Genomic DNA, 26,990 nt, shown 5'->3' with positions numbered 1-26,990 from the left:
GCATCAGCGTGTCTCGGGGAACTGAACGTTCGCACCAACCGGGTCGACGTCCATTTGCTGGATGTGCCAGTCATTACCCACTTCTGGCGCGATCAAATCCTGCGAATCCGATGCAGAAAACGCAAGAACCGCGGGACCCGCTCCCGAAACGACCGCGGGCACACCCACCGCACGCAGACGTTCTACCAGATGCGCGCTCTCCGGCATGGCAGGCGCGCGGTAAGGCTGGTGGAGCCGATCTTCTGTCGCGGCGAGCAGAATCTCCCGCTCGGGCCGTCGGGTCAGCGCGGCGATCAGCAACGCGGCCCTGCCGGCGTTGAAGGAGGCGTCCTTGTGGGGCACGTCCTTCGGCAACAGCTCCCGTGCCGCCTCCGTGGACAGCCGGGTCGACGGGACCACGACCACCGGGCGGATGCGCTCGTCGGGAGTCACTTTCACCATACGCGGCACGCCCGTGTGCTCGTACCAGGCCACGGTCAGCCCTCCGGCCAGGCAGGGAGCGACGTTGTCGGGATGGCCCTCCATCTCGGTGGCCAGCGCGAAGACGTCGTCGTCAGAGAATTCCGCGGCGCCGGACAACGCCCGCGCGGCGAGGATGCCCGCGCACACGGCCGCCGACGACGACCCGAGCCCGCGCGCGTGCGGAATCGCGTTGCGGCACCGCATGCGGATCCCGGCCGGCTGGGGCCCGCCCATGCGGGCGAACGCCGTGCGCATGGCCCTGACGACCAGGTGGCCCTCGCCGAGATCGACCTCCCCGGCGCCCTCGCCCTCCACGGTGACGGTGACCTCCGGCTCGGCGGTGAGCGTGACCTCGACCTCGTCGTACAGGCTCAGTGCCAACCCGAGCGCGTCGTAGCCCGGCCCCAGGTTGGCCGATGTGGCGGGCACGCGGATCTGAACGGTGCTGCTCACGTTTCCCTCATGATTCCTCACTTCCCCCGTGGTCCCCGCCGCCCCTGCGTGACGTCAGGCGAGGTTGAGCGCCGCCGCCGCGGCGTGTACGTCGATGGGGATCACCACGGGCGCGGGCGCGCCCGAGATGGCCCAGTCGGGGTCTTTCAAGCCGTTGCCCGTGACCGTGCAGACGATCCGCTGCCCGGGCTCGACCATGCCCTGCTCGTGCGCCTGCAGCAGGCCCGCCACGCTGGCCGCCGACGCCAGCTCGACGAACACGCCCTCTTCCTGCGCCAGCAGTTTGTACGCCGCCGCGATCTGCCGGTCGGTCACCGCCTGGATGGCTCCGCCGGACTCGTCACGGGCCGAGGTGGCCAGCGACCAGGACGCCGGGTTGCCGATGCGGATGGCGGTGGCGATCGTGTGCGGGTGGGAGACGGGCGCCCCCTCCACGATGGGCGCCGCCCCGCTGGCCTGGAAGCCGAGCATGCGGGGCCGCTTGGTGGCCACCCCGTCGTCGGCGTATTCGCGGTAACCCATCCAATAGGCCGAGATGTTGCCGGCGTTGCCCACCGGGATGCAGTGCACGTCGGGGGCGTCGCCCAGGGCGTCGACGATCTCGAACGCCGCCGTCTTCTGCCCCTGCAGCCGGTACGGGTTGACGGAGTTGACCAGCGCGATCGGGTAGTTGGACGACAGCTTGCGGGTCATCTCGAGACAGTCGTCGAACGACCCCTCTACCTGCAGCAGCGTGGCGCCGTGCACGAGCGCCTGGGCCAGCTTGCCCATGGCGATCTTCCCCCGTGGCACCAGCACGGCGCAGGTCAGCCCGGCGCGCACGGCGTAGGCCGCGGCCGACGCCGAGGTGTTGCCGGTGGAGGCGCAGATGACCGCCTTGGCGCCCTCTTCGACGGCTTTGCTGATGGCCACGGTCATGCCGCGGTCCTTGAAGCTGCCGGTCGGGTTGGCGCCCTCGACCTTGAGATGGACGTCGCACCCTGTCAGGGCGGAGACGCGGTGCGCGGGCACCAGCGGCGTGCCGCCTTCGAGCAGCGTGACGACGGGCGTCTTCGTGGTCACGGGAAGACGCTCGCGGTATTCCTCGATGAGACCGCGCCACGACCTGCTCATGATGGACTCCCTACCTGCGGTGTTCGGCACAGAGTGTACGGGGTGCGAACGACCGTCGCGGAGCCGCGTCCACAGGACGGACGCGGGTCCCGTACCCCTGCCCGGAACAGCCGTTGGACAGGGGCACTATTCAGGAAATTCTCAGCATCTCCCGATAAGGTCTCGGCCAGGGGGTCACCACCATGAACGCGCGTCCTGCTCTGAGGCAGAACGACTATTCACCAGTAGCGGTTCCGCAGCTCGGCGCCTGGTCACCCGACCTGTCCGTGAGCGTGGTGATACCGGCTCACGGCGGCCAGGGGCTCGAACTGACGCTGGCGGCGCTGGCCGCGCAGACGTACCCGGATCACCTCATGGAGGTCCTGGTCGTCGACGACGGCAGCGATCCGCCGATCCGGCTGCCCGAGCTCAGGCCGGTCAACACCCGCGTCGTCCGTGTACGCGACGGGTGGGGCATCTCCAACGCCGTCAACACCGGCGTCAAGGCCGCCGACGGCGAGATCATCCAGCGGCTCGACGCCGACATGGTGGCCTGCCGCGAGCACATCGAGGCCATGGCCCGCTGGCACCACGCGACCGACTACCTGGTCAGCATCGGGATGAAGAAGTTCGTCGACACGCCGCCGGTGACGCCGCGCCAGGTCTTCACGGCGCGGCGCCTGCACGAGGTGTTCGATCTGGCCGAGGCCCTGCCCAGCTCCACCGAGGCGACGATCGCGAAGACCGACGGGCTGCGCAAGAGCCGCAATCCCTACCATGTGTGCACGGGGCCGACCTTCGCGCTGCCCAGGGAGGTCTTCCACGCCGTGGGCGGCCTCGACCCGAACGTGGTGCGTGGCGAGGACACCGAGTTCTCCTACCGGCTGGCGATGTACGGCGTGGTGTTCGTGCCAGAGATGGAGGCGCAGGCCGTGCACCTGGGCCTGCCCTCGCAACATCGTGACAGGGAGCGCGCCGTGCGGGCGGTCGAGCCGTACCTGGCGCACCGGATCCCGCTGCGCAGGGACCTGCGCAAGGACCGCGGGCGGCGCTGGCTGGTGCCGTACGTGGAGATCGTGCTCGACGTGGCCGGCGCGGCCGAGTCGGTGGTGCGGCGGGCGGTGGCGGCGGCGCTGGACGGCAAGCTGCAGGACGTCGTGGTGACGCTGGCCGGGCCGTGGTCGCGGCTGGACGACGAGCATCGCGCGACGTTGTCCGACCCCGACTTCGAGCTGCGGCTGATGCGTGACCTGTTCGCGCACGACGAGCGGGTACGCCTCATCGACGAGGCCGCCCCGACGCCCGCGCCGACGCCCTTCCGCTACCGGGGCCCCGTGGACGTGCCGCTGCACCGGGCGACGCTAGAGCGCATGATCGAGTCGGTGCAGAAGGACCTCGCGGGCGTGCTGGTCGTGGACCTCCCCGACGGGCGGACCGCCCGGCTCGAACGCACCTCGGCGCTCGGCCGCGCCCTGCTCCTGGCGGACGACGGCGCGGACGACGGCGCCGACGTCGACGACGTCATCGGCACCACCCACGGCGTACGCCACGAGCCGCCCGACCGCTACTGGCCGGTGCCGCCCGCGCCGGAGCCCGTCACCATCCCCGCCCAGGTGACGGCGACGGAGCCGCCGGAGAAGACCCTGCTCAGGCGTCTGAAATCGGCCCTGCGCCCCGGCTGACGGCACGCGGGGCGGGGGCTGACCCCCGCGGTGGTCAGCCGCCCAGGCGCTTGCGCAGGGCGCGCTTCATGGTGGTGGACACCAGCACGCGCAGACTTCGCTGGGCGCGGTTGGCGGCGGCGATCTGGCGGCGCAGAGTGCCGACCTCGCGGCGCAGCTCGACCGCGCTCTTGCGCCAGCGCCCCGACTCCTCTTTCCACTTCGCCACCTGCGCCCGCAGCCGCTCGTTCTCGTCGGCGCGCCTGGCGACCTCCGCCTGCGCCTCGACGCGGGCCTTGTACGCGGCCCGCCGCCTGGTCGGCGGCGCGGGCTCGGTGGTGAAGCCGTAGCTCTCGCCCTCGACCCAGGCGACTCCCGACACGGTGTCCACGGCGTCGTCGAGGTCCTCGTCCGGGTCCGCCACAAGGCGCGCCCTGGCGAAGGCCGACGTACGTTCGAGCCGGGCGGCGACGACGCCGTCCGCCGACTCGTGCAGCAGGACGTTGACCAGGCCGAGCCCCTCGTCACGGGCCAGGTCGAGCAGGCGGGCGACGGTGTCCTCGCCGGGCGCCCAGCCGGGCGGCAACCGCAGCACGAAGGGCACGGACGGGTCGATCTGCTCGGTGGACGCCAGGCGTACCCGGTGTTCGTGCGCGTAGTGGCCGTGGACCAGCACCAGTTCGAGGTCGGGGTCCTTCAGCGGCGCGCGGCGTTCGCCGCCGAGCCGCTCCCACGGGCCGACGAGGAGCACGGACAGATCGGGGACGGTGCCGGCGAGCAGGGCGTCCACCGCGGGCCGCACGGTGTCGTACCCGGCCGTGCCGTCCATCACCACGCTGATGTACGGGATCTTCCACCGCCGCGCGGGATGGCCGCGCAACCAGCGGTAGGCCGGGATGCGGTCGGCCACGAACGCGTGGCTCACCCGGTCGATGGGCTGCTTGTCGCGCATCCGCATGGTCGGCCCGAGATGGTAGGCGCGGGCCCGCGGCTCGGGTACGAACACCGCCCCCGCCTGGGCGAGGCGGTAGCCCAGTTCGGTGTCCTGGCCGAGGATCAGGTCGTCGTCCATCGGGCCCGCCGCCGCGACCAGGCGGGCGTTGACGGAGGTCGCGCCGCCGACGTGCAGGCTGAACGGGCGCTGCGGGTCGGCGGTGAGCCCGTCGGTGCGCTCCACCAGGTCGACGATCCAGGCGTGCGGCTCGGCCGGCTCGAACGCCGCCTCCGGATCGTCAGGCAGCACCTCGGGCAGTGGGGCCTCGGTGAATCTGATGTAGCCGGTCACGACGACGTAGGGGGCGGCGTGGTGCCAGCGCATGTGCGCCTCGATCGCGCCTTGCGTGAGGACCACGTCGGAGTCGAGCCAGTGGATCACGTCGCCGGTGGCCTCGGCGAGCCCGGCGTTGCGGGCGGCGGCCCTGCCCGGCTTGTCGCAGACGACCAGGCGGGCCGCCGTGCCCCCGGGCAGGCGCAGCGGGGGCGAGGTGCCGTTGTCGACGACGATGATCTCGGTCAGCTCCGCGGGGTAGCTCTGCCGCGCCAACCCCTGCAGCACCAGGTCGAGCTTGCCCTGGCCGCCGTAGGCGGGGATGACCACGCTGACCGTGAGCTGCGGAGTGAGGAGCTCGGGAGGGCCGAGCACCCGGTAGTCGTTGCCACGCACCCTCACCCGGCCGGTGGAGGTGCGCTGGGCGGGCGTGCCGCCGGCGTCCCTCGGTGGCGTCATGCGGCTTCCATCAGCAGGCTCGGGCGGAAGCCACGCCACTGGTTGGCGGCGACCTTGAGGAAGTGGGCGAGCGGCAGTTGCCAGGTGTGGTCGCTGCTGAGCCCTCTGCGCAGGACGTAACCCAGCCCGTGGGTACGGTAGATCCGCGCGCCTGCCTTCTGCGCGGCTTTCAGGAACTCGAGATCGACAGCACGCGGCACAGCAGGAAATCCCCCTATTTCCTCAAATTTTGCAAGAGAAACCATGATCGTTCCTCCGGCCACGTGATCGGACCACACCTCGCTCGGATAACGCGCCCCGCTCGCGAACGTCGTACGCCTGATCGTCGCCTTCAGCGGCTCCAGGTAGAAGAACTCGGCGGTCGTGCCCACCACGTCGGCGCCGGTGTAGGACATCGCCATGAACAGGTCGGCCAAGTGGCGGGGACCGTACCAGTCGTCGTCGTCCCACTTCGCCAGATGGTCGCCGCTCGCCTGGGCGGCCGTGCGGTTGAGCACCTCGCCGAACGGCACCGAGGCGTCGGCCTCGATCCACCTCACCGGCAGCGAGCACGCCTCGACCGCCTCGCTCACTTGCTCGAACCCCATCCCGTGCAGGCCCAGCAGCACTTCCACCTCGACGTCGCGCTGGCGTTCCATCTGGGCGAGCGCGGCGCCGATCAGGCCGGACCGTTTGCTCGACATGACGATGCTGATCTTCGGGCGGGCCGGAAGCGGGTGCGCCAGCCGGCGCAGGCGTACGCTGTGCTCCTCCCGCCGCAGGTCGGCGAGGGATCGCGCGGTGCCGTCGGCGGCGTGGCGGAGCCAGTCGCGGTCGGTGAGCAGCGCGGCGAGGCCGGCCGGCACCCAGGGCTCGGCGCGTTCGGCCGTCAGCGGGACGCCCGCGGCGGCCAGGCTCAGCAGGCCGTCGAGCGGCACGGCGGCGGCGGGCCACTCGACCTCCAGGCCGCGCAGCGGGCGCAGCCCCGGCACGTCGGGCGGCTGCCCGTCGACCGCCCACTGCCCGTCTGCCCAGTGCAGGCGGCCCAGCCCCTTCTCCGGCTTGCGCGCGAAGCCGCCGGGGGTGGCGGCGGGTGGGGTGGCGGACATGGAAGGGCGCTCCTCGAACGCTCGGGACCCGGTCGGCGCCTACCTTACGCCCGATCTACCTATCGCTAGGCAAACCTGTCAAAATCGGCGGCCGATCTCTGGCGACACCGTGAGGCTGGCACCGCGTGATGACGCGGTGCGGCGTGCCCGGACGTGCTAGTCGTCGCCCTCCACCCGCATGAGGCTGGCCACCGCGCGGACGATGTCGAGCTCGCGCAGCCCCTCCATCGTCGCCGACAGCGCGGCGTCGGTGGCGCGGTGCGTGACGATGACGAGCTGGGCGTCGTCGCCGTGGCCCTCCTGGCGCACCGTCTGGATGGACACGTCGTGCTTGGCGAACAACTCGGCCACCCGCGCCAGCACGCCGGGCTTGTCGGCCACGTCGAGGGCCACGTGGCAGCGCGTGACGGTCTCCCCCATCGGGTGCACCGCCAGGTCGGCGTAGGTGGACTCGTCGGGCCCGCGCGTGCCGGCCAGGCGGTTGCGGGCCACGGCCACGAGGTCGCCGAGCACCGCGGAGGCCGTCGGCGCCCCGCCCGCGCCCTTGCCGTAGAACATGAGCTGCCCCGCCGACTCGGCCTCCACGAAGACCGCGTTGTACGCCTCGCGCACCCCGGCCAGCGGATGCGACCTGGGGATCATCGCCGGGTGCACCCGCACCCCGAAGGAACGCCCGTCGTCGGAGCGGGCGCAGATCGCCAGCAGCTTGATGACGTAGCCCATGTCCTTGGCCGAGGCCACGTCGGTGGCGGTGATCTCGGTGATGCCCTCGCGGTGCACCTCGGCGGCCGTGACGCGGCTGTGGTAGGCGAGCCCGGCGAGGATCGCGGCCTTGGCGGCGGCGTCGAAGCCCTCGATGTCGGCCGTCGGGTCGGCCTCGGCGTAACCGAGCGTCTGCGCCTCCTCCAGGGCGTCGGTGAAGGACGCGCCCGTGGTGTCCATCTTGTCGAGGATGTAGTTGGTGGTGCCGTTGACGATGCCCAGCACCCGCTTGACGTGGTCGCCCGCCAGCGACTCGCGCAGCGGCCGCAGCAGCGGGATGGCGCCGGCCACGCTGGCCTCGAAGTAGAGGTCGCCGTTGCCGCGGCGGGCGGCTTCGTACAGGCTTGCGCCGTCCTCGGCCAGCAGCGCCTTGTTGGCGGTCACCACCGACTTGCCGCCCGCCAGGGCGGCGACGATCAGCGAGCGGGCCGGCTCGATGCCGCCGATGACCTCGACCACGATGTCGATGTCGTCGCGGGTCACCAGCGCCTCGGCGTCGATGGTGAACAGCTCGGGGGCGACCTCGACGTCGCGCTTGCGGCCCAGGCGCCGCACGGCGACGCCGGCCAGTTCGAGCGGGGCGCCGATGCGTGCGGCCAGGTCGCCGGCCTGCTCGTGCATGAGCCTGATGACCTGCGAGCCGACGACGCCACAGCCCAGCAGCGCCACTTTCAGCGGTTTCACAGCTGCCCCCTCAACAGGTCGTCCTCGGTCTCACCTTGCACGATCACGCGGCACTCGCCGCGCGACACGGCCACCACGGCGGGTCTGGGCAGGTAGTTGTAGTTGCTGGCCAGCGAACGGCAGTAGGCGCCGGTCGCCGCCACCGCGATCAGGTCGCCGGGGGCGAGGTCGGCGGGCAGGTGGCAGTCGCGCACGATGATGTCGCCGCTCTCGCAGTGCTTGCCGACCAGGCGGCTGAGCACGGGCTGGGCCTGGCTCTCGCGGCTGGCCAGCACGGCGGTGTATTCGGCGCCGTAGAGCGCCGTGCGCACGTTGTCGCTCATGCCGCCGTCGATGCTCACGTAGGTGCGCAGGCCCTCGACGTCCTTGACGGTGCCGACCTCGTAGAGGGTGATGCCGCCGGGGCCGACGATCGTGCGCCCGGGCTCGACCGTGAGGCGCGGCACGGGCAGGCCCGCGTCGACGCAGACCTTGGTGACGATCTCGCGCAGGCCGTCGGCCAACTCCTTGATGTCGGGCGCCTCGTCGCCGTCGATGTAGGCGATGCCGTAGCCGCCGCCCAGGTCGAGCTCGGGCAGCACCACGCCGTGCTCATCCTTGATCTGCACGAGCAGGGTGGTCAGCCGGCGCGCCGCCACCTCGAACCCGGCGGTGTCGACGATCTGGGAGCCGATGTGCGAGTGCAGCCCGACGAGTTGGAGCTGCGGCAGCGCGAGGATGCGGCGTACGGCCTCAGCGGCGGCGCCGGAGTTGAGCGACAATCCGAACTTCTGGTCGTCGTGGGCCGTCGCGATGAACTCGTGGGTGTGCGCCTCGACCCCGGTGGTCACCCTGACCATCACCTTGGGCCGCTTGCCGAGCCGCTCGGCGTGGTAGCCGAGGCGGGCGATCTCCTCGAACGAGTCGACCACGATGTGCCCGACGCCGGCCTCCAGAGCCCTGGTCAGCTCGGCGGCGGACTTGTTGTTGCCGTGCATGGTGATGCGGCCGGGCGGGAATCCGGCGCTCAGCGCGACGGCCAGCTCGCCGCCGCTGGCCACGTCGAGGCCGAGGCCCTCGTCGTGCAGCCAGCGCACGATCTCCTTGCACAGGAACGCCTTGCCGGCGTAGTGGACGTCGGAGTCGGCGAACGCCGTGGCGTAGTCGCGCATGCGCGAGCGCACGTCGTCCTCGTCGAGGACGTAGAGCGGGGTGCCGTGGTCGCGGGCCAGGTCGCGGACGTCCACGCCGCCGACGGTGAGCGCGCCCTGCGGGGCGCGCGCCGACGTTCGGGACCAGATCGCGGGGTTGATGCGGTTGATGTCGGCGGGCGCCAGCGGCGGGCGCTCGTGGGGCATCATCTCGGCGTGGCGGTCCCCGGCGGGATGGACGTATCGACTCACCCGATCGAGGCTATCGGAACCGCCAGCCCTCCCAGGACTCGTGACCACGGATCGAGACGGGATCACGCCTGGGGAGGGATATTTTTACGCCATTTCGCCGTTTGGCCGGATATTTTTGTGAGCCATCACAACCGATCCGGTCCGGTGAGCACCCTGCCCACCGCCTCCGCCAGCCGCACCCGCGCCGTGTGCACGGGCTCCGCCGGAGCGTCCCCCACCGGCACGGCGGGCGCGTGCTCGTGCGCGTCGTGATAGGCCAGCGCCAGCCGCACCAGGTACGTCTCCCACCTCGGGTCCCTGCTGACCAGCCGCCCCGGCAGCTCGGCCAGCACCCGCAGCACCCGCCGGTCGTACGGGCCGGACAGCAGCCCGGGGGCGAAGCCGTGCGAGGGCACCCCCAGCTGGCGCGCCCACCGCCGCACCGCGCACGCCCGCGCACGCCCGTACCGCACCACGAAACCGGGGTTGTCCCAAGAGCGCGGGAAGTCGGGCCATCCCGGCTCGGGGACGTCCGGCGGCTCCACCGACTCGACCAGCTCGCCCGGCACGTCCACGACGATCCGCAGGAGACCGTCCTCCCGCACCTCCACGGACGACACCCCGCCGAGCCGGCGCACCCGGCCGGCGAGCGTCGCGGCCGGGACCCGCCGCCTCAGCGCGGCGGCCGAGACGTACGCGGCCTCCCGCTCCCACGTCCCCTCGGGCGCCGGCGGCTCCCCCAGCACCTCGGCCAGCTCCCCGGGCGTCATGGGGGCCGGCTCAGATGAGGGCGTGCGGCTCGGCGGAGCCGTACTCGACCAGGTGGGCGGCGCCCAGCAGCCAGCGGTCCTCGTCGCGTACGCGCACGTAGCCGAAGCGGTCGGCCGAGAACACCTTGATCCCGTCGGTGCGGCACTGCCGCATCAGCACCTCGTCCCATCCGTCGGTGAGGTCGGCGAAGCGCAGCTCGCGCAGCGTGTTCCTGCGCGCGAGCAGGGTCGCTCCGGCGATCTCGGGCAGGTAGGAGTATTCGGCGTCCGGCTGCTTGAGCAGCGTGGCCTGCGGCTTGCGCAGGTGGGCGTAGTAGGCGGCCTTGCCGACGATGTCGGCGGTGCTGAACAGGAACGCCCGCCGCAGGTCGGACAGGTAGTGGGCGCCGTAGACGTCCCGCGGATCCATGACCGCCACCAGGTCCGCCTCGCACAGGTCGATGCCGGAGTTGAGCATCGCGCCCTCCGTCATCGACGGCTGCGGCCTGCGGTAGATCACGTCCACGTCGGGCAGCACGTCGCGGGCCCGCAGCTCGGCCTCCGGCGGCCCGATGACGATGAGCTGGTCGACGCCCGACTGCTTGGCGGCCTGGGCCAGCGCGTGCTCCATCAGGTAGGGGTCGAGTATGGGCAGCAGGACGGAGGTGTTGAGGGTGGCGCGGGCGCTGGGCAGGCCGATCGCGTCGAGCAGCTCGTCGATGCGCTCGGTCATCGTGCCCATCTGGTACGCCCTGCGCAGCGCCACGTGCGCCCGCCGCGCGTCGGGTTCGTCGCCGATGGGAGTGCCGCAGGCGGCGATCTCGGCCAGCCGCCACTGGGGCGTGCCCGGCGGGCAGTCGGCCGCGGCCGGCCAGCGGTAGGAGGTCAGCACGTCGGGGTAGGCCAGGTGGCCGGGCAGGAGCTGGTCGAGCGTGAGCACCCGGTCGATGCGCCCGCCGGCGAGCGGCAGCGGATTGTGCACCCGGGGCTGCACCCCGAACTGCAGCCGCGGCCAGGCCACGGTCAGGTCGGTCGTGAAGCGGTGCTCGAACAGCTCGGCCGCCGCGGCGTAGGCGGCCACGTCGCCCCCGGTGTGCCAGAAGACCGTGCGGATGCCGCGCTCGGCGCACCAGGCCAGCAGCGCCCTGAGCCCGTCGCCCGGCTCGCCGGTGATCTCCTCAGCCCACGGGCCCTGCGTGACCGACTCGACCACGAGCAGGTGGGGCACCTCCAGCGGGAGCAGCCTGGCGAAGTCGCGCGGTGTGAAGCCCGTCGTCTGCCGCCACTCGTAGCGCAGCAGCGCCTCGGCGTGGGGGTCGGCGATGACCGCGGCCGTCAGGTGGGGCCGCGTGTTGGGGCCGGTCGGCACGCGGAACGGCTTGAGTTTGAAGGAGGCGCCGTTGAGCGTCCTGGTGGTGCTGGTGGCCTGGAACGCCGCCCCCGGGCGCTCGTCCTTGGCCTTGCCCGCGCCGGCGACGGGCCTGCGCTTGGGCGCGGTCGGCCGCTTGACCGGCTTGGCGGCGCCTCTGAGGCCCTTGGCCAGGCGCACGGGGTTGCTCTTGCCGCTCTTTATGGCGTCGCCGAGCCGGTTCCAGCGCGCGACCTTGATCGAGGACAGTTTCCAGTTGGCCACCTCGGCCTGGAAGCGCTGCTCGGCCAGCTCCCTGCGGAGCTTGTCGGCCGCCGCCTGCTCGGCCTCCAGCCGTTGCTCGGCCTCGCTCAGCTGCTCGGCCAGCACCCTGGCCTCCTCGGTGCTCTGTTCGGCCGCCGCCAGCTTGGACTGGGCGGCGTCCAGCAGCCTCGCCAGCTCGGCGGCGCGCTCGGCCTGTGCCACGGCGTCCCGCAGCGCCCTCCGCGTGCTCTCCAGCTCAGTAGACAAAAACCGGCCCTCCGCTCTCTCGGCCCGGCAAAGGATACTCTTCTGCAGGAAGCGTCTCGAAGGGATGAGATCCGGTGCAGTTCAACGTGCGGCCCTACGTATGCGGCGCTCTCGGCCGGATCGACACCGCCATGCTCGGCAAACTGACCGCCGCGGGCCCCAAGGTCCGGCCGGCGCTCCAGACGGCCGAGGCCGCGCTGTTCAGCTCCACGCCGCTGCCGCCCTACCACCGGTCCCAGGGGTCGTTCGCGTTCTCCTGGGGTGAGCGCAGGCCCGCGGCTCCCGACGACTGGATGACGGTCGCGGAGACGTACGAGACACCGGGCCTGATCGGCGACGGCCGGCGGGTGACGCTGCACACGGGGGCGCTGGGCCTGGTCGACGTCTACTACGTGCGCCACGGCGACGCGGTCTACTTCTCGTCCCTGATCCAGCCGCTGCTCAACCTGGTGCCGATCGCGATCGACTGGGCGGCGTGGGCCTCGATCATCCAGGTGACGTTCCCGATGGGCGAGGCGACCCCGTACACCGAGGTCAAGCGCCTGCCCGGGTCGAGCGCGCTGGTGTTCGAGCACGACCGGCCGATGGTGGAGCGCCGGCTGCCGCGCTGGTTGCGCACCGAGCCGTACGAAGCGTGGATCAGCCCGCGGGAGATCGTCGAGCTGCTGCACGAGGTCTACGCCGGCTACGAAGGGCGCCCGCTGCTCGTGCCGGTCAGCGGCGGCTACGACTCGCGCCTGCTGGCGAGCGTGGCCAAGGCCCGCGGTGCCGACGTCGAGTCGTGGACGACCAGCCCCGACGACGGCACCGACACCGACATCGCGTTCGCCCGATCGATCACCAGGGAGCTGGGCATCCCGCACCGGGTGATCACGCAGGACGCCGCCGACTACCCGGCCGACACGGTCGACGTGGCCCGCAGGCTGGAATACCTGACGCCCCACCACGCCTGGTACGCCCCCTTCGCCAAGGAGGTGCACCGCTCGGGCCGCATCCTGATCGACGGCCTGGCGGGCGGGCCGCTGCTGAAGAACTTCATGGTCAGCGGGGCCGCTTTGGAGGCGAGGACCCAGGCCGAGCGCTCGGCCGCCGTGCTGAGGTCGTTGTCGCTGGGCGCTCCCTCGCAGCCGTTCCTGTCCAAGTCGGCGGCGGAGTGGATGGAAGAGACCGTACGCGAGCAGTTCGTGGCGGCCACGTCCATGCTCCACGGGCACCGGGCCGAGTTGCCGCTGTCGGTGCTGCACACCAGGACCGTGCGGGGCATCGCGCGCTCGGCGGTCAACCTGGTGGGGCCCGAGGCGTCGTTCGCGGCGCCGTTCATCCATCCCCGCTTCTTCGACGCGGCGCTGTCGGTCGGCGTGGCCCGCAAGGACAAGGGCCGCTTCTACCGCGAGGTGCTCCACGCAGCCAATCCGCGGGTGGCCGCGCTGCCCTCGACCAACGTCGTCAAGCAGCCGCTGCGGCGGGTGCCGCTGCGGTCGACGGCCGCTCCTGCCCGAAATTATTCGCACGGGATGCTGGAGACTCTGGTGAACCGGGTCCCCGGTCTGCTGTCGGATGAGCTGCACGAGGTGATCGCGGGCGGCCCTGACGCGCTGACCAGGTTCAACGGGTGGAACGATCGCTTTTGGGTGCGCGGATTGGTGCTTTTCGGGCTCTGGCTGAGCGACTTCGAAAACGACCTCTCGGACGTCGCACCACCTTTTTAGTGAACTCTGGGTAACAGGGTGATTACATACGGATCTCTCGGGTATGAACCCGGCACAGCAGAAGCGGGTTCCGGAAAGCCAACGGGCTGGTAGTGTTCGGCCCGTAAGCGCCGCACAAACGGGCACCAGATCACAAATCCGGTCTCGTTCATGGGCATGGAGTTCGCAGGGATGACGACTCCAGGCGGCGCGGTCACCAGATAAGAACGCCGGGGCAACCGGTGACTTCGTCCTGCCCACATCTCTTCCTGTGAGCGACATATGATCAACGCATCCCCAACACCGGAGCCGATCTCCGAGGCGTTCGTCTCGGAGGATCCAGCCTGGTACAAGCGGGCGGTGTTCTACGAGGTCCTCGTCCGGGGGTTCAAGGACTCCAACGGCGACGGCACCGGCGACCTGCGCGGTCTCATCGAGAAGCTGGGCTATCTCGAGTGGCTGGGCGTGGACTGTCTGTGGCTGCTGCCGCTGTACGAGTCGCCGCTGCGCGACGGCGGTTACGATATTTCGGATTATATGAAGATCCTCCCGGACTTCGGGGATCTGGGCGATTTCGTCCAGCTGATCGAGCGGGCCCACGAGCGCGGCCTGCGGATCATCACCGACCTGGTGATGAACCACACGAGCGATCGGCACCCCTGGTTCCAGGCCTCCCGGCACGACCCCGAAGGTCCGTACGGCGACTTCTACGTGTGGTCCGACCACCCCGGCGCCTATCCCGACGCGCCGATCATCTTCGTCGGCGCCGAGGAGTCCAACTGGACCTACGACCCGGTGCGCAAGCAGTACTACTGGCACCGCTTCTTCCACCACCAGCCGGACCTGAACTATGACAACCCGGCGGTGCAGGAGGCGATGCTGGAGGTCCTGCGGTTCTGGCTCGACCTGGGCATCGACGGGTTCCGGCTGGACGCGGTGCCCTACCTGTTCGAGCGCGAGGGCACGGCGTGCGCCGGGCTGCCGGAGACGCACGCCTACCTGAAGAAGATCCGCGCGGAGATCGACCGGCTCTACCCCGACCGGGTGCTCCTGGCCGAGGCCAACGGCTGGCCCGAGGACGTCGTCGAATACTTCGGCGACCCGACCACCGGCGGCGACGAGTGCCACATGGCCTTCCACTTCCCGCTGATGCCGCGCATCTACATGGCGGTGAAGAAGGAGACCCGCGAGCCGATCTCCGAGATCATGTCGCTCACGCCGAAGCTTCCCGAGTCCGCCCAGTGGGGCATCTTCCTGCGCAACCACGACGAGCTCACGCTCGAGACGGTGACCGAGGAAGAACGCGACTACATGCACAAGGAATATGCCAAGGACCCGCGCATGCGGGCCTACCTCGGCATCCGGCGCCGCCTCGCCCCGCTGCTCGACAACGACAGGGACCGCATCGAACTGTTCACGGCGCTGCTGCTCAGCCTGCCGGGCTCGCCGGTCATCTATTACGGCGACGAGATCGGCATGGGCGACAACATCTGGCTGGAGGACCGCGACTCGGTCCGTACGCCGATGCAGTGGAGCCCCGACCGCAACGCCGGGTTCTCCAACGCCGACCCAGGACGCCTCTACCTGCCCGCGGTCATGGACCCGATCTACGGCTTCCAGGCGGTCAACGTGGAGGCCCAGCAGCGCCATGAGGGCTCACTGCTGCACTTCACCCGCAAGATGCTGGAGATCAGGCGCAGGCACCCGGTGTTCGGGGTCGGGGCGTACACCGAGATGTGGTCCTCGAACCCGTCCGTGCTCACCTACGTGCGCGAGGACCGCGACGACGCGATGTTGTGCGTCAACAACCTGTCGAAGTTCCCGCAGCCGGTCGAGCTCGACCTGCGCCGCTTCGAGGGCATGGTCCCCGTCGAGGCGCGCGGCGGGGTGCGATTCCCGCCGATCGGCGAGCTGCCCTACCTGCTCACGCTGCCGGGCCACGGGTTCTACTGGTTCGCGCTGAAGCGGGAGGAGTCGGCGCGGGCGGGCTCGGTGAGCGAACCCGTCAGCGCGCGGTGACCGGCACCTGGGCACGGGCCGCGCGGCGGGCGGGGATCAGCGCCACCGCCAGGGCCGTGCCCACGGCGATCAGCACGGCCACGGCCAGCGTCAGCGGCGAGGGCGGCCGGCCGATGCCGGCGCCCACGCCGCTGGTGTGACCCTGCAGGTCGATCAGCCAGGTCACGACGGAGGCGCCGACGGCGGCGCCCGCGCCGACGCCGAGCACCACCAGCAGCCCGGTGCCCGTCACGAGCGTGGCCATGACCTGCCGCGGCGTCAGGCCCATGGCCTTCAGCACGGCCAGGTCCAAGGCATGGTCACGCAGGCCCAGCGCGCTCGCGGTGAGCAGGTTGGCCAGGCCGATCAGGGCCAGCACGGCGATCAGGGCCACGATCACGACCCTGATGATCGACAGGCGGTCCGCCGGGTTGACCACGGCCTGCACGTCCAGGCCCTCGGCCGACTCCGCCAGCAGCCGCCCCCGCACCTCCGCCCGGTCGGTGCCTGGTTTGAGCGCGAGTGCGTAGTATTCCGGCGGTACGGAGTCCTTGGCGGCCAGGCTGTCCAGCCCCACCGACAGCACCACGCCGTCCTGGTCCGGCTCGACGGTCCTGCCGACGATCCTGACGATCAGCGGCGAGCCGCCCACCGTCAGCCGCACCCGGTCGCCGATCTTGATGCCGAGCAGGTCGAGCAGGCCCTGCCCGGCGACGGCCTCGCCCTGGCGGGCATAGCTGCGGCCCTCCACCACGGGGAACGGGTAGGGCTGCGTCGAGCTGCCGATGGCCCGCACCCGCACCGAACGCGCCTCCCCCGGCGCCAGGGCGTTGACGTCGGTGCCCGGATAGACCGCGGCCACGTCCCTGTCACGCCCGGCGATGCGCCTGGCCTCCGACGCCTCCAGCTTGCCCGGCCTGACGTACAGGCCGGCGTGCTGGCCGACCTGCTCGGGATGGCTGAGGAAGTTGTCGAGCGTGGCCCACACGCCGAGGCCGATCGTGATCATCATCATCGGCACGGCCAGCCCGAACGCCGTCAGGAACGCCGGCACCCGCCTCGTGAACGCGTCCCTGGTGCCGAGGACGAGGGCCGGTGGGAGGCGTACGAGGAGAGCCATCCTGGCCAGCCGCGACAGGTGGCCGCGCGGCGGCGAGGCGGGCGCCGCGGGGATCGGCGGCGTGCGGCCGCCGCGCCACGCGGGCAGCCCCACCGCGGCCAGCACCACCAGCGCGGTGCCCGCGACGATGGCCAGCACCGGCATCGGCGCCACGGAGGTCGGGCCGAGCATCACGGCCATCACCCCCCAGCCCGCCACCGCGCCGAGCGCGACCCCGAGCAGGCCGAGCGCGCCGTGCTCGACCACCAGCAGCAGCGTGACCTGGCCCCTGGTGAAGCCCATCGACTTGAGCGTGGCCAGGTCGCGCAGCTGGCCGAGCACCCGGCCACCCGCCGCGTTGGCCAGCGCGAGCGCCGCCGCCACCAGCCCGACCACCCCGAACAGCGCGAGCAGCGTGCCGAGCAGCCGGTTGTCCAGCTCCATGGCGCCCCTCACCTCCCGCCAGGTGTAGACACGCTGGAGCCGCTCCTCCAGCATGACGACCACACGCTGGGAGACGACCTGGGCGGCCTCGGGGTCGGCCAGGCGCAGCCCGGTCACCCACTCGCTGCGGCCCAGCATGGGCTCGATCCGGTCGAGCGTGACGGGCAGTACGTAGGCCAGGCCCGGCGTCCACTCGGGGTAGAAGCCGTGCTCGGCGGTGTCGGCGATGCCGCGTACGTACAGGGTGTGGCGCTCGCCGCTCAGCGCGATGATCGTCAAGGGCGCCCCGACCCCGAGCCGCAGCGAGGACGCGAACGACCGCTCGACGACCACGCCGTCCGGCTGGGCGGGGTCGAGCCAGTCGCCGTCGGCCACCAGCGGGTGCGCCACCCGCGCCGGCGTCTCCGGCATCGCGCGCAACGCGGCGGGCTCCCGCTTGCCGTCCTGGGCCACGGTCACGGGCGCCGAGCGGTACGGGCCCGCGATCCGCGTCACGCCGTCGATGCCCCCCAGGGCGACCTCGGGGCTGTCGCCGGTGTAGAACCACACGTGGGCGCCGTCGGTCTGGGCCGACAGGCTCCGCCACGGGTTGGTGCCGTCCTCCAGCAGGGTGGCCGCGGTGATCAGCGCGGCCACGATGCCGGCCACGGCCAGCACCGTCAGCACCGCCTGGGCCTTCCTGGCCCGCAGGTCGGCCCTGATCCACCGACTGCCCGCCAGCGCGGTGCTCACCGGCCGACCGCCGGTCGCGTCGTCGTCGCGCACTGTTCGCTCACCGCAGGTCGATCACTTCACCGGCCGTGCGCGTACGTCTGCGGGCGATGCGGCCGTCGTCGGCGATCTCCCCGTCGAACAGTGAGACCACCCGGTCGGCCAGGGCGGCCACGCGGGCGTCGTGGGTGACCATGACGATGGTCTGGCCCTTCTTGTGCACCTCGCCGAGCAGGCGGAGCACGTCGCGCGTGTTGCGGCTGTCGAGGTTGCCCGTGGGCTCGTCGGCCAGCAGCAGGCTGGGCTCGTTGGCCAGCGCCCTGGCCAGCGCGACCCGCTGCTGCTCGCCGCCGGAGAGCTGGGCGGGGGCGGCGTCGGCCCTGTCGGTCAGGTCGAGCGCGCCGAGCAGGCTCTCCCTGCGCTCGCGGGCCACCTTGGGCGCGACCCCGGCCAGCAGGGCGGGCAGCTCGACGTTGTCGCCGACGGTCATGTTGGCGACAAGGTTGAAGAACTGGAAGACGAATCCGACCTTCTTGCGCCGTAGCAGCGCCCACGCGCTCTCGGAGAGGGTGTCGACACGTTTCCCGTCGAGCCAGATCTCGCCGCTCGTCCTCGCGTCGAGTCCGCCGAGCATGTGGACGAGCGTGGACTTGCCCGAGCCGGACGGACCCATGATCGCGACGAACTCACCCGGCTCGACCTGGAGATCCACCCCACGCACCGCGGGCACGGGGATGGCACCATCCTGGTAGATTTTGACCAGATTGACCGTTTTCAGCACGGCGCTCATGCCAGATCCTCCTGGCAACGTTCCAGCCAGTCAAGATCCGCCTGGAGGTGCAGCATGGCGCCCTCGATGAGGAGTATCGCCACCCGGTCGGTCGGTGAGGTGCGGTCAAGGAGGTCGTTGAGGTCGCTCATGAGCGACAGGTAGTGGCGGCGCTGCCTGTTGATCAGCGCCATGCGGTCGGCGATGCCGGTCAGCGGGGCCAGGACGAGCTTCATGAAGAACTCGTCGCGCACGCGGGGGCCCTCGGTGGGCTCGTCGACCCAGGTGGTGAGGTGCTCGCGGCCCTTGGCCGTCAGGTAGTAGACCTTCTTGTTGGGCCGGTTGGACTGCTCGACTCCCACCGCCCTGACCAGGCCGTCCTTCTCCAGCCTGCCGAGCGTCACGTATATCTGGCCGATGTTGGGGGAGGGATAGGCGCTGCCGAAGGTCTGCTCCAGAGCTTGCTTGAGCTCGTAGCCGTGAGCCGGCTCTTTGGCCAGGAGCGCCAGCAGGTGCAGCCGCACCGCCCCACCTCCCCGCTGTGTTACGCATGCGTTACGAAGATATCCGTTGACCTACAGATTACCGCTGTGCATAACATGAATGCATCTACCTAACATGAATGTAAACCCTCTGAACACACGGAGGAAACAGAGTGCATCGTCCGCTCGCGCTCCTGCTGGCCGTGGCCCTCACGGCCGGATGCGCGGCGGCGGGCGACCAGGGCGGCGGCACGACGGGGACGGGCGGCACCGGGCCCATCACGTTCGCCACCGGACGCGACACCACGGCCTACCTGCAACCGCTGCTGGACCGCTGGAACCAGGCCCACCCGGCCGAGAAGGTGACGCTGCTGGAGCTGCCCGAGGCCGCCGACGAGCAACGCGCCCAGATGGTGGCCAACCTCCAGGCCCAGAGCAGCCGTTACGACGTGCTGGGGCTCGACGTGGTGTGGACCGCCGAATTCGCGGAGAACGGCTGGATCATCCCCCTGGAGCGCGGGTTGTTCCCGCTCGACAGGTTCCTGCCGCCGGTCGTGGAGACGGCCGTCTACAAGGGCAAACTCTGGGCCGTCCCCTACACGAGCAACGCGGGGCTGCTGTACTACCGGACCGACCTGGTCGGCAAGCCGCCGAAGACGTGGGCCGAGCTGCGCGACCAAGCACGAGAGATCACGAAAAAACATGACATAGACGGCTATGCCGGGCAGTTCCTGGCGTACGAAGGGCTCACGGTCAACTTCTCCGAGGCCGTCCAGTCGGCCGGCGGCCAGATCGTCAGCCGCGACGGCAAAGAGGTGACCCTCGACCCCGCCCAGGGCGCGACCGCGCTCGGCTTCCTGCTCCAAGGGCTGCGCGAGGGCTGGATCCCCGAGGAGTCACTGAGCTACAAGGAGGAGGAGTCGCGCCTGGCCTTCCAGGAGGGCAGGCTGGCCTTCGCCCGCAACTGGCCGCATGCGTACGGCCCGGCGAAGGCCAGGTTGGGCGACAAGGTCGCGGTCACCAGGCTGCCGGGGCTCGACGGGCCGGGGTCGAGCACGCTGGGCGGCGCCAACCTGGCCGTCAGCGCCTTCTCCAGGCACCAGCACACCGCGCAGCAGTTCATCCGCTATTTCACGAGCCTGGAGAACGAACGCCGGGTGCTCACCGAGGGTTCGTTCCCGCCCGTGTGGACCGAGCTCTACGACGACCCCGCACTGATCAAGCGCTTCCCCTACCTGCCCGTGCTCAAGGAGAGCATCCTCGCCGCCAAGACCCGGCCGGTCAGTGCCAACTACAACCAGCTGAGCCTGGTGATCGCCAGTTCGGTCGCCAAGGCGCTCGGCAACCCCGACACCGAGTCCGCCGACGACGTCGCGGCCTCCATGAAGTCCGAGCTCGAAGAGATCATCAAAACCCAGTGAGGCAGCCATGCGAAGAAGCAGAGCAGCAGCGATCCTGGCCGGGCTGGCGGTAGCGGTCGCCGCCTGCGGCAACGCGCCGACGACGACGGAGCCCACCGCCTCGGGGTCCGCGCCGGCCGGCGGCGACAAGACGCTCGAAGGCGTGACCCTCGAGGTCGCCGCCAAGTGGACCGGCGCCGAGCAGAAGAACTTCGAGCAGGTGCTCAAGGCCTTCACCGACAAGACGGGCGCCAAGGTCACCTACGCCTCCACCGGCGAGGACACCGGCGCCTACCTCGGCCCGCGCATCCAGGGCGGCAACCCGCCCGACGTGGCGATCCTGCCGCAGCCCGGCCTCGTCCAGCAGTACGCCGACCAGGACGCGCTCAAGCCGCTGAACGACGCCGTCATCAAGGAGATCGACACCAACTACACCCCCTACTGGAAGGAGCTCGGCTCCGCCGACGACCAGGTCTACGGCGTGCTGATCAAGGCGGCGCACAAGTCGCTGGTCTGGTACCGCTCGCAGGCGTTCGAGGACGCGGGTGTGCAGGCGCCGACCAACTGGGACGAGCTGGTCAAGGCATCGCAGACCGTCGCCGACTCCGGCACGCCGCCGTTCTCCTTCTGCGGCGCCTCCGGCTGGACGCTGACCGACCTGTTCGAGAACGTCTACCTCTCCACCGCGGGCCCGGAGAACTACGACAAGCTCTCCAAGCACGAGATCCCCTGGACCGACCCCACCGTGGCCACCGCGCTGGAGAAGATCCAGCAGATCGTGAGCAAGGAGGAGTTCCTGGTCGACGGCGTCTCCGGCACCATGCAGACCGACTTCCCCTCCTGCGTGAGCAAGGTCTACGGCACCAAGAAGGCCGCCATGGTCATCGAGGCCGACTTCGTGGCCGTCGAGGCAGACCAGGCGGGCGCCAAGGTCGGCGAGGACGCGAAATACTTCCCGTTCCCCAAGGTCGGTGACACCGCCCCGGTCGTGCTCGGCGGCGACATCGCGGTGGCCATGAAGGACTCCCCCGGCGCCATGGCGCTCCTGCAGTTCCTTGCGTCCAAGGAGGGCGGCGAGGTCTGGGCCAAGCTGCCGGGCTACCTGTCGCCCAACAAGAACGTCTCCCCCGACAACTACCCCGACGAGCTGACCAAGCAGCTCGGCCAGACGATCGTCTCGGCCGGCGACGCCGTCCGCTACGACATGTCCGACCTGGCCCCCAGCGCGTTCGGCGGCACCGACGGCAAGGGCGAGTGGAAGGTGCTGCAGGACTTCCTGCGCAAGCCCAGCGACGTCAAGGGCGCCCAGGAGGCGCTCGAAGCCGAGGCCAAGAAGGCCTGGAAGTAAAGAGGTAAGGCCGTGACCGAACGGTTGGACGGCCCGCAGGGCCCGCCCGCGGACACCGCGGGCGGGCCCTCCACCGGACCGGCTGAAACCCCCCAACGCAAACGACGCCTCGGCCCCTCGCCGGCGGTCGCCATCGCCTTCCTCCTCCCGGCGGCGCTGCTGCTGGGCATCTGGGTGATCTATCCGATCGCCTACTCCCTCTTCCGGAGCCTGTTCGACGCGACGGGCAGCGGGTTCGTGGGACTGGGCAACTACACCACGATCTTCCACGACGCCGGCACCCTCACCACCATCCGCAACAACCTGATCTGGGTGGTGGTCGCGCCCATCGTGGTGACCACGATCGGCCTGATCTTCGCGGTCCTGACCGAGCGGATCAGGTGGGCGACGGCGTTCAAGCTGATCGTGTTCATGCCGATGGCCGTCTCACTGATGGCGGCCGGCGTGATCTTCCGGCTCGTCTACGAGGAGAGCCCCGACAAGGGCCTGGCCAACGCCGTGCTCACCACGGTGCACGACACGTTCTCCTCCTCGCAGGGCTATCCGGAGGCCCGCCCGCGCGGGGGCGAGGAGTCCCCTGTCGCCGAGCAGGGCGGCGCGGTCGTCACCAAGCAGCCCGCCCAGGCGGGTCAGCCGGTGCTGGTGCCGATCGTCGGCGTCAAGCCGGAGGTGATGCCGGGCGACGCCCAGCCCGCCAGGACGCCCACGGGCGGCGACGGGCTCCAGGGCACCGTGTGGTTCGACTTCACCCCCGGAGGCGGGGGCACGAACAACGCGGTAGACGGCGCCGAGAAGGGCCTGCCCGGCATGACCGTCGAGGCGGTGCGCGACGGCCAGGTCGCCGCGACCGCGACGACGGCCGAGGACGGCTCCTTCGCCTTCGAGGGGCTGCCCGCCGGCTCCTACGTCGTACGGCTGCCCGCCTCGAACTTCGAGGCCGCCTACGGCGGTCTGAGCTGGCTCGGCCCCACGCTCATCACCCCGGCGATCATCGGCGCGTTCGTCTGGGTGTGGGCCGGCTTCGCCATGGTGCTGATCGCGGCCGGGCTCGCGGCGATCCCGCGTGACGCGCTGGAGGCGGCCCGCATCGACGGCGCGAGCGAGTGGCAGGTGTTCCGCAAGATCACGGTGCCGCTGCTATCGCCGGTGCTGCTCGTCGTCTTCGTGACGATGATCATCAATACGCTGAAGGTGTTCGACCTGGTCTTCATCATCGCGCCGGCCTCGGTCCAGCCACAGGCGAACGTGGTCGCGCTGGAGATGTGGCGCGTGTCGTTCGGCGGCGGCAACAACCAGGGCCTGGGCAGCGCGCTGGCCATCTTCCTGCTCATCCTGGTCCTTCCCTTCATGATCATGAACATCCGCCGGTTCAGGAGGGAAGACACGTGAGCGAGCCCAACGACAGGGAGGGGCACATGACCACGGCGACGGTCACGGCGCCGACCGAGACGCGGGCGGGAGCGCCGCGCAGGAGCCTCGCGGGAAAGCTCGTCGACCGCCTCGGCGGCGGGGCGGTTCAGGTCGTGATGGTGCTGCTCGGCCTCTTCTGGCTGGTGCCGACGCTGGGCCTGCTCGTCGTCTCCATGCGTACGTCGCAGGTCAACAGCGCCGAAGGCTGGTGGACCATCTTCACCAAGCCGGCCGAGCTGACCATCGCCAACTACGCCAACCTGCTGGGCAGCGGCTTCACGGCGTCCTTCTGGAACACCGTGCTGATCACCGTGCCGACCACGGTCCTGGTGATCGGCATCGCGGCGATGGCGGCGTACGCGTTCGCGTGGATGGACTTCCCCGGCCGCGACACCTCGTTCCTCATCGTGGTGGGCCTGCTGATCGTGCCGATCCAGATCGCGCTGATCCCCGTCGCCTCCCTCTACGGCGCCGCCCAGATGTTCGGCTCGATCGCCGGCGTGGTGCTGTTCCACGTGGCGTTCGGGCTGCCATTCGCGATCTTCCTGCTGCGCAACTTCTTCGTCGGCATCCCGAGCTCGCTGCTGGAGGCGGCCCGGATGGACGGCGCGTCGGAGTGGAAGATCTTCGCGTCGGTGGTGTTCCCGCTGGGCAAGCCCGCCATCGCCTCGCTGGGCATCTTCCAGTTCCTCTGGGTGTGGAACGACATGCTCATCGCGCTGGTCTTCGCCGACACCGGCAACCAGCCGATGACGAAATATCTGCAGTCCCAGATGCGGCAGTTCGGGTCGAACGTCGACATCCTGTCGTCCGGCGCGTTCCTGTCGCTGATCATCCCGCTGGTGCTGTTCTTCGCGTTCCAGCGGTACTTCGTCCAGGGCATGATGGCCGGCTCGGTCAAGTGACCTCGCGGGCGCCCGCCGTACCAATGTGATCATTCCGGTACGGCGGGCGACCGCGTTTCGCCCGCAAGCCGTACCAGACATGGCTAAGCTTCACGGCCATGGCTGGTCGTCCCCTTCATGAAGTCGTCGAGGCCGGATGGGCGCGGGCGCTTGAGCCCGTCGCCGCGCAGATCTCCCAGATGGGCGAGTTCCTGCGCAGGGAAATCGCCGAGGGCAGACAGTACCTACCTGCCGGCGGGCACGTGCTGCGGGCCTTCAACCAGCCCTTCGACGACGTCAAGGTGCTGATCGTCGGCCAGGACCCCTACCCCACGCCCGGCCACCCCGTCGGTTTGTCGTTCTCCGTCGCGCCCGACGTGCGGCCGCTGCCGGGCAGCCTGGTCAACATCTACAAGGAGATGGAGAGCGACCTCGGCCTGCCCCGCCCGGCCAACGGCGATCTCACGCCGTGGGCCGAGCAGGGCGTGCTGCTGCTCAACAGGGTGCTGACCGTGATGCCCGGCAAACCCGCCTCCCACCGGGGCAAGGGCTGGGAGCAGGTCACCGAGCAGGCCATCCGCGCCCTCGTCGCGCGCGACAAACCGTTGGTCGCCATCCTGTGGGGGCGCGACGCGCGCAACCTGGCGCCCATGCTCGGCGACGTGCCGCGCGTCGAGTCCGCCCACCCCTCGCCGCTGTCGGCCCGCAGCGGTTTCTTCGGCTCGCGGCCGTTCAGCCGCGCCAACGAGTCGCTGGTTCAGCAAGGTGCGGCGCCTGTGGAGTGGAAGCTCCCCTAACATCGTCGCCATGACTGATGAACCGAAGTTCCTGCGTCTGACGGTCGAGCTGACCGTCGAGGTGCTCGACGTGGACGCATTGCAGGCGGCGGCGCTGGCCGAGATCCGGCATCCCGACGCCGACCTTTCCGAGGAAGAGCGCACCGAGCAGGCCGAGCTCGTCTCCGCCGACGACTCCGGCGCCTCCGCGCTGCAGTGGCTGATCGAGCCCGACCACGTGCTGCAGCTCGTCGACCACATCACCGAGATCGAGCCGCGCGAGGCCGTGCTGGGCGTGGAGCCGTCCGAAGGCCCCAGCGAGGACGAGGAAGAGGAAGACGAGCACGACCACGGGTGACGTTTGCCGGACTGGTCAGCGGCGGCCACGGCGTTCGACGGCGTCGTGGCTCTTCGCATAGCCGCCGCCGATACGATCGAGGGCCCGGCATGGCGCGGAGCAGCGGGAGCGGCTCCTGCGCGAATCGGTCGTCCATCGCAGGAGGCACACAGTGATCGTCGCATTCTCCATCACCCCGCTGGGCGTCGGTGAAGGGGTGGCCGAGCCCGTCGCCCGCGCCGTCCAGGTGGTGCGCTCCAGCGGGCTGCCCAACCGCACCGACGCGATGTTCACCACGATCGAGGGCGAGTGGGACGAGGTGATGGACGTCGTCAAGCGCGCGGTGGACGCGGTGGCGGAGGTCGCGCCCCGCGTGAGCCTGGTGCTGAAGGCCGACCTCCGCGAAGGTGTCACGGACGGCATGACCTCCAAGCTGGAGGCTCTGGAACGCCACCTCTCCTGATGTCACCGGAGCGGCCGGACGAACGCGGACGTCGGCTTCCGCTACGCCATCCCCCGCGCGCCGGAATTGGGAGGGCATCGATGGCTCAGAGCTTGCACCGGGCCCCTTCGGACGGGGACTTCAAGTCGATCAGGTAGGCGGCCACGGTCCTGTTGACGCAGGCGTTGCCGGCCATGAGGGCGCCGTGCTGCTCGCCCTCGACGGTGAGCAGGCTGCCGCCGAGCGTCCTGGCCAGGGTGATGCCGCCCTCGTGCGGCGTCGCGGCGTCGCCCGTGACGGAGATCGTCAGCGTGTCGGGCAGGCCCTTGATGCCGGTGGCGTACGGAGTAGCCGAGCGTCGGCTTGACGGGCCAGTACTCACAACCATCGCGCGCCTCCTTGATCGGCCGACCGGGGTCGGAGAACGGCGCCGCCTTGTTTCACGCCCGGTTCAACGCTGTCTCCTCCTTCGGCGTGTGGCGATCCTCGTCCAGACAGTTGATCGCCAGCGTGGCCTCGATCGAGTCGGGATAGGCGCCGTCGGCGCTCCGCCCGTGGTAGGCGTCGCGCAACTTCAGCAGGGTGTCGCCCTTGCCGGCCCTCAGCTCGGCGATGCCGGCGATCGCGGCGGGCCAGAGCGCCTTGCTGTACATCGCGGCTATCACCCCCTCGACCGCCTGTCCGTACGTCAGCCCGCGCCCGCCGGACGTCCGCGCAGGCTTGTCGATCAGCGGCCGGACGAGGCCCTGGGAAGACCTTGGTGGCGCGGCCGGGTTCGGTGCCGAGCGGGCAGCCCTGGCTGGTGGCGCATGACGCGGCCATGCGCTCGAACGAGCGCTGCATTCCGGTGGCCTGCTCGACGCGCCGCTCGTAGGTGTCCTTCAGCGGATTGAACGCCCCGTCGAGCACCAGCGCGCGTACCCTCAGCGACCCGATCGGGTCCTTACCGCGCGCATGGACGCGCAGCAGTGCCAGCTCCGCCTGCCTGCCTTTTGGGTTCCGGTAGTCGAGCGGCACCTTGACCGCGCGCACTCGGCCTTGACGGCCGGCGCGTCCGGCGTCGGCTTCGGCGCATCGCACGGCTTGAACGCCGGCTTCTGCCCGTAGAAACGGTCCAGGCCGGGACCGGAGGGGGCGGACCGCTGACAGACCTGGCGGGACTGGCTGGACTGGCCGGCTGCCTGGCCGGCCGTTCGGCCTCCTGACTGGCCGGCGCAAGCGCCGATCAGCAGTGCCGGAGCCGCGACGACGGCTGGTGGCTTGCGGTATGACATGTACGTTCTCC

Annotated in this window: 23 protein-coding genes; 10 read left to right on the top strand and 13 right to left on the bottom strand. The window is 70.6% G+C overall.

Annotated elements, in window-relative coordinates:
* Positions 1-3: 3 nt before the first annotated feature.
* Entirely contained in the window at positions 4-915 is a 912-nt protein-coding gene (thrB, locus tag GUY59_RS13390) for a homoserine kinase (protein ID WP_138200039.1), read from the bottom strand.
* 54 nt (positions 916-969) lie between these two features.
* Positions 970-2,028: a threonine synthase gene (gene thrC / locus GUY59_RS13385; RefSeq protein ID WP_132334088.1), complete on the bottom strand. Its 1,059-nt coding sequence runs from the start codon at positions 2,026-2,028 to the stop codon at positions 970-972.
* Between the two features lie 182 nt (positions 2,029-2,210).
* Here thrC and GUY59_RS13380 point away from each other — a divergent pair, with 182 nt between their 5' ends.
* Entirely contained in the window at positions 2,211-3,689 is a 1,479-nt protein-coding gene (locus GUY59_RS13380) for a glycosyltransferase (protein WP_138200038.1), read from the top strand.
* A 34-nt stretch (positions 3,690-3,723) separates the two neighbouring features.
* On the opposite strand, the gene GUY59_RS13375 is transcribed toward GUY59_RS13380, so the two are convergent.
* From GUY59_RS13375 to GUY59_RS13350, 6 genes are all read right to left on the bottom strand, one after another.
* Entirely contained in the window at positions 3,724-5,394 is a 1,671-nt protein-coding gene (locus GUY59_RS13375) for a glycosyltransferase (RefSeq protein ID WP_138200037.1), read from the bottom strand.
* Positions 5,391-6,482, bottom strand: a complete 1,092-nt coding sequence (locus tag GUY59_RS13370) for a glycosyltransferase family 2 protein (protein WP_138200036.1) — start codon at positions 6,480-6,482, stop codon at positions 5,391-5,393. The genes GUY59_RS13375 and GUY59_RS13370 overlap by 4 nt, the downstream gene beginning before the upstream one ends.
* 156 nt (positions 6,483-6,638) lie before the next feature.
* Complete coding sequence (locus GUY59_RS13365) at positions 6,639-7,928, bottom strand: homoserine dehydrogenase (RefSeq protein ID WP_289513560.1); 1,290 nt, start codon at positions 7,926-7,928, stop codon at positions 6,639-6,641.
* Positions 7,925-9,310 carry a diaminopimelate decarboxylase gene (gene lysA, locus GUY59_RS13360; protein ID WP_138200035.1) on the bottom strand — a complete coding sequence of 462 codons (1,386 nt, stop codon included), beginning with the start codon at positions 9,308-9,310 and terminating at the stop codon, positions 7,925-7,927. The genes GUY59_RS13365 and lysA overlap by 4 nt, the downstream gene beginning before the upstream one ends.
* Positions 9,311-9,435: 125 nt before the next feature.
* Positions 9,436-10,059, bottom strand: a complete 624-nt coding sequence (locus tag GUY59_RS13355) for an anticodon-binding protein (protein WP_138200034.1) — start codon at positions 10,057-10,059, stop codon at positions 9,436-9,438.
* Positions 10,060-10,069: 10 nt separating this feature from the next.
* On the bottom strand, positions 10,070-11,917 hold the full coding sequence (locus GUY59_RS13350; RefSeq protein WP_201760817.1) for a hypothetical protein: 1,848 nt from the start codon (positions 11,915-11,917) through the stop codon (positions 10,070-10,072).
* A 74-nt stretch (positions 11,918-11,991) separates the two neighbouring features.
* Here GUY59_RS13350 and GUY59_RS13345 point away from each other — a divergent pair, with 74 nt between their 5' ends.
* Positions 11,992-13,626, top strand: coding sequence for an asparagine synthase C-terminal domain-containing protein (locus tag GUY59_RS13345; protein ID WP_138200033.1), 1,635 nt, complete (start codon positions 11,992-11,994; stop codon positions 13,624-13,626).
* A gap of 261 nt (positions 13,627-13,887) precedes the next feature.
* Positions 13,888-15,624 carry a maltose alpha-D-glucosyltransferase gene (gene treS, locus GUY59_RS13340; protein WP_138200032.1) on the top strand — a complete coding sequence of 579 codons (1,737 nt, stop codon included), beginning with the start codon at positions 13,888-13,890 and terminating at the stop codon, positions 15,622-15,624.
* On the opposite strand, the gene GUY59_RS13335 is transcribed toward treS, so the two are convergent.
* Genes GUY59_RS13335 through GUY59_RS13325 form a run of 3 tightly spaced genes read right to left on the bottom strand, consistent with a single transcriptional unit; the run spans position 15,611 to position 19,150 of the window.
* Positions 15,611-17,911 (bottom strand): ABC transporter permease, encoded by a 2,301-nt coding sequence (locus GUY59_RS13335; protein ID WP_330849160.1) that lies wholly within the window; start codon positions 17,909-17,911, stop codon positions 15,611-15,613. The two genes, treS and GUY59_RS13335, sit on opposite strands and share 14 nt — an antisense overlap.
* A gap of 7 nt (positions 17,912-17,918) precedes the next feature.
* Complete coding sequence (locus GUY59_RS13330) at positions 17,919-18,647, bottom strand: ABC transporter ATP-binding protein (RefSeq protein WP_138200031.1); 729 nt, start codon at positions 18,645-18,647, stop codon at positions 17,919-17,921.
* Positions 18,644-19,150 carry a PadR family transcriptional regulator gene (locus GUY59_RS13325; protein ID WP_132334097.1) on the bottom strand — a complete coding sequence of 169 codons (507 nt, stop codon included), beginning with the start codon at positions 19,148-19,150 and terminating at the stop codon, positions 18,644-18,646. The genes GUY59_RS13330 and GUY59_RS13325 overlap by 4 nt, the downstream gene beginning before the upstream one ends.
* Before the next feature lie 131 nt (positions 19,151-19,281).
* Between GUY59_RS13325 and GUY59_RS13320 the strand changes: the two genes are divergently transcribed.
* From GUY59_RS13320 to GUY59_RS13290, 7 genes are all read left to right on the top strand, one after another.
* Entirely contained in the window at positions 19,282-20,529 is a 1,248-nt protein-coding gene (locus GUY59_RS13320) for an ABC transporter substrate-binding protein (RefSeq protein WP_252374868.1), read from the top strand.
* Between the two features lie 7 nt (positions 20,530-20,536).
* Positions 20,537-21,856: an ABC transporter substrate-binding protein gene (locus GUY59_RS13315; RefSeq protein ID WP_138200030.1), complete on the top strand. Its 1,320-nt coding sequence runs from the start codon at positions 20,537-20,539 to the stop codon at positions 21,854-21,856.
* Between the two features lie 12 nt (positions 21,857-21,868).
* Positions 21,869-23,245: an ABC transporter permease subunit gene (locus GUY59_RS13310; protein ID WP_138200029.1), complete on the top strand. Its 1,377-nt coding sequence runs from the start codon at positions 21,869-21,871 to the stop codon at positions 23,243-23,245.
* A 26-nt stretch (positions 23,246-23,271) separates the two neighbouring features.
* The gene (locus GUY59_RS13305) at positions 23,272-24,171 is read left to right on the top strand and encodes a carbohydrate ABC transporter permease (RefSeq protein WP_132334114.1); all 900 of its coding nucleotides are present in this window, start codon (positions 23,272-23,274) and stop codon (positions 24,169-24,171) included.
* Positions 24,172-24,269: 98 nt separating this feature from the next.
* Positions 24,270-24,947, top strand: coding sequence for a uracil-DNA glycosylase (locus tag GUY59_RS13300; protein ID WP_138200028.1), 678 nt, complete (start codon positions 24,270-24,272; stop codon positions 24,945-24,947).
* A 10-nt stretch (positions 24,948-24,957) separates the two neighbouring features.
* Positions 24,958-25,284: a hypothetical protein gene (locus GUY59_RS13295; RefSeq protein WP_138200027.1), complete on the top strand. Its 327-nt coding sequence runs from the start codon at positions 24,958-24,960 to the stop codon at positions 25,282-25,284.
* Between the two features lie 151 nt (positions 25,285-25,435).
* Positions 25,436-25,726 carry an MTH1187 family thiamine-binding protein gene (locus GUY59_RS13290; RefSeq protein WP_132334102.1) on the top strand — a complete coding sequence of 97 codons (291 nt, stop codon included), beginning with the start codon at positions 25,436-25,438 and terminating at the stop codon, positions 25,724-25,726.
* Between the two features lie 85 nt (positions 25,727-25,811).
* Here GUY59_RS13290 and GUY59_RS13285 read toward each other — a convergent pair whose 3' ends face one another.
* Together GUY59_RS13285 and GUY59_RS13280 are read right to left on the bottom strand one after the other, a co-directional pair.
* Positions 25,812-26,093, bottom strand: a complete 282-nt coding sequence (locus GUY59_RS13285; protein ID WP_138200026.1) for an alpha/beta hydrolase — start codon at positions 26,091-26,093, stop codon at positions 25,812-25,814.
* 52 nt (positions 26,094-26,145) lie between these two features.
* Positions 26,146-26,358, bottom strand: coding sequence for a hypothetical protein (locus GUY59_RS13280; protein WP_138200025.1), 213 nt, complete (start codon positions 26,356-26,358; stop codon positions 26,146-26,148).
* Positions 26,359-26,990: the final 632 nt, after the last annotated feature.

This window comes from Nonomuraea sp. K271, assembly GCF_009908215.1.
GTDB classification, from domain to species: domain Bacteria; phylum Actinomycetota; class Actinomycetes; order Streptosporangiales; family Streptosporangiaceae; genus Nonomuraea; species Nonomuraea longispora.
Note: the sequence above shows the minus strand (reverse complement) of the source record. Positions and strands in the feature narration are given on the sequence as shown.